This is a genomic window from Methylobacterium sp. WL120 (assembly GCF_008039465.1).
Taxonomy (GTDB): domain Bacteria; phylum Pseudomonadota; class Alphaproteobacteria; order Rhizobiales; family Beijerinckiaceae; genus Methylobacterium; species Methylobacterium cerastii.
The window spans coordinates 1-3090 of record NZ_VRUT01000279.1 but is presented as its reverse complement, the minus strand read 5'-3'; the positions used below and the strand labels follow the sequence as shown (position 1 = coordinate 3090).

Here is a 3090-nt window from a genome sequence, read left to right as displayed (position 1 = left end):
TTCATGCCAGCCTTCTCCGCTTGGCCGGCTGCGCTCGCCAGACCAGCTCCGCCGGCCAAGCTACCCGTGGCGGAGCGGCCCACCGTGCACTAACTTTACCCTTGGACCACCTCGTGGGGGCCGATCACATGCCGTTTCGCCGCCGTGAGCATGATCGCTTCGACCTTCGACCGGTCGGCCTCGTAGGTGATCGGGATGGACATCTCCTCCCAGATGAACGGGAAGTCGCGGGTGTAGTTGAACACCGGCTCGGAGAAGATCTGCGCGTTGCTCACCGTGACGATGCGACCGGTGAACTGGCGGCTGCGCACCCACATGGCCGGGCTGCTGCCCTGCACTGCCGGCGGCTGGCCCATCTCCATGATCGTGGTCTGAATGAAGCCGAGGCGGAGCACGTCACCACGCACGCCGCCCATGGTGATGCGGTCGCCCACCGTGAAGGTCGAGCCGCGCAGGATCACGAAGTAGCCGGCGACTGAGGTGACGACCTGCTGAAGGGCGAATGCGAGGCCGGCGGACATCAGCCCGAAGGCGGTGGCAAGCCGGGCAGGGTCGTTGAACCAGATCGAGAGTAAGCCGAGGACCAGCAGTACCGCCGCGAGGAGGCTGATACCCTGGCGCGTCCAAAATTTGGTCTGGAGCGTGGAATGGTCGGTGCGGTTCAGGACCAGTCCGACGAGCGCTCGAAGGCCGATCCCGCCTCCGACGATCACCGCGATGAAGATCAGAGAGAGCAAAAGCTTTCGCCCGTTCTCGGCGTTCACGCCGACCCAATCGATTCCGAGGAAATGCACGGGTTGATCTTTCGTGTGGACCTGGAAGCGAATGCGTCCAGATCGAAATGGTGAGCCTCGAAGACGTGTTCGACGCCGGTGGCTGGGAGTGGACGTGGTGAGCCGCCATGGTCTGCCGTTGATCCACGGATCGCGGGATGTACTCGGACGTCGCTTTCGGGGACGTCGTTCGGTCACGGGGTCGGAGACGGCGTCAGCGCGACCGCCTCCACCGCCCCGGCGTCCGCGATGGCAAGCTTGCCGCGTACTTTCAGGTCGCTGACGAAGGCGAACTGGTCGCGCATGTCGAACGGGTAGGCGCGCAGCTTGTAGTGCGTGCCCCAGGGCTCCTCGTGCAGCAACACACGGACCGATTTGCCGTAGTTCAGGAACGGGCTGGTCAGCGCCACGTCCTTCAGCAGTGCGCGGACGAGGGCGCCGTCGTGCCGAGGCTACGATCCAATTCATCAGCGACATCGATGGCTTGGTCCATGGCTTTTCTACCCCCGTCGCGCATCCCGGGACCTTGCCGTGGAAAGAAGGCGGGTTACCGCGATGGCCATGGCGATCCGTGGTTCACGTGGGGTCAAGTGCGCCTCGCCCGCTCCTGGCGCCCCTCGATCATGAAGCGGATGCGGGCGGCCATGGTCTCGACGGGAAATGGCTTCGTTAGGACCGTCATTCCCGGTAGGAGGTGCCCGTTGCCGAGGAGCGCGTTCTCGGCGTAGCCAGTCACGAATAAGACACGCAGGTCCGGCCGCGACACGCGCCCCGCATCTGCCATCTGGCGTCCGTTCATGCCGCCGGGCAGGCCGACGTCCGTCACGAGCAGGTCGATACGCACGTTCGATTGGAGGACCTTCAGCCCCGCCGCGCTGTCACCCGCCTCGATGGCCGTGTAGCCGAGGTCTTCCAGAATATCGGTGATGAGCATCCGCACGGACGGCTCGTCGTCCACGACCAGCACCGTTTCACCCTGCTCGGATCGGGGCAGCATGGCGAGCTTGGCGGTCGGATCATCGACTGCGACCTCGCCGTAGTGGCGCGGCAGGTAGATGCAGATCGTGCTTCCCTCGCCGACCTCGGAATAGATCCGCACCTGCCCGCCGGATTGCTGGGCGAAGCCATAGATCATCGACAGGCCGAGCCCCGTGCCCTCGCCGATGGGCTTGGTCGTGAAGAACGGCTCGAACACGCGCGCAACCACGTCCTTGCTCATGCCGATGCCGGTGTCGGTCACGCACAGCGACAGGTACTGCCCCTCCGGCATGTCGAGCTTGCGGGAGGCGCGCTCGTCGATCCACCTGTTGGCCGTCTCGACGGTGATGCGCCCGCCAGTCGGCATTGCGTCGCGGGCGTTGATGCACAGGTTGAGCAGCGCGTTTTCAAGCTGTGGGGGATCGACGAGGGCGGGCCAGAGGTCGGCCGCACCGACCACTTCGACCGAGATGCCTGGTCCGACCGTGCGCTGGACCAGCTCGTGCATGCCGGCAACGAGCCGGTTCACGTCCGTGGGCTTAGGGTCGAGCGTCTGGCGGCGGGAGAATGCCAGCAGGCGGTGCGTCAGGGCGGCAGCGCGCTTCGAGCAACCCTGGGCTACCGCCATGTAGCGCTCGACATCGTTGAACCGCCCCTGCTGCAAGCGGTTCTGCATCATCTCCAGCGACCCCGAGATGCCCGCAAGCAGATTGTTGAAGTCGTGCGCGAGGCCTCCGGTCAGTTGGCCCACCGCTTCCATCTTCTGCGACTGGCGCAGGGCGTCGGCCTGCTCCCGTTCGAGCGTGATGTCCCGACCCGAGGCATAGATGCGATTGTCCTCGAACGCGGCCGTCCAGGCGAACCAGCGGTACGAGCCATCCTTGTGCCGGAAGCGGGACTCGTGTGGGACCGCTAGAGGCCTCGTCAGGACCTGCATCAACGCGGCTTGCGCCGCCTCAAGGTCGTCCGGGTGGGTTCGCTCCACGAACGAGGCGCCGACGAGCTCCTCGTCCCGCCAGCCGAGAAGCTCGTTCCAGGTTGGGTTCACGCTCTCGAAGGTCCCGTCCGGAAGCGCCACGACGAGCAGTTCCTGCGACAGGCGCCAAGCCCGGTCGCGCTGCGCTGTCCGCTCGGCTGGTCAGCCCCCATTGAAGTGGTCCGCCCTTTGGTATGGCTTTTGAGCCTGGAGGACGGACGAGATGGCAAAACACCCGAAGCCCGAGGAGATCGTCGCGAAGCTCCGTCAGGCGGACGTGCTGATCTCACAGGGCCAGAGCGTGGCCGATGCAATCCGCGCGCTCGGTGTGAGTTCGGTGACGTACTACCGGTGGCGGCGTGA

General features: G+C 65.4%; 2 protein-coding genes and 2 pseudogenes. 1 reads left to right on the top strand and 3 read right to left on the bottom strand.

Annotated elements, in window-relative coordinates:
* Positions 1-95: 95 nt before the first annotated feature.
* The 3 genes and pseudogenes from FV229_RS26135 to FV229_RS26125 form a co-directional block, all read right to left on the bottom strand.
* A complete protein-coding gene (locus FV229_RS26135) occupies positions 96-794 on the bottom strand; it encodes a mechanosensitive ion channel domain-containing protein (RefSeq protein ID WP_147754708.1) in 699 nt (232 codons plus the stop codon).
* A 173-nt stretch (positions 795-967) separates the two neighbouring features.
* On the bottom strand, positions 968-1183 hold the full coding sequence (locus tag FV229_RS26130; protein ID WP_187275291.1) for a hypothetical protein: 216 nt from the start codon (positions 1181-1183) through the stop codon (positions 968-970).
* 176 nt (positions 1184-1359) lie between these two features.
* Positions 1360-2886: pseudogene (locus tag FV229_RS26125) on the bottom strand (ATP-binding protein); the annotation flags it as partial.
* 64 nt (positions 2887-2950) lie between these two features.
* Here FV229_RS26125 and FV229_RS26120 point away from each other — a divergent pair.
* A pseudogene (locus FV229_RS26120) lies at positions 2951-3090 on the top strand (IS3 family transposase); the annotation flags it as partial.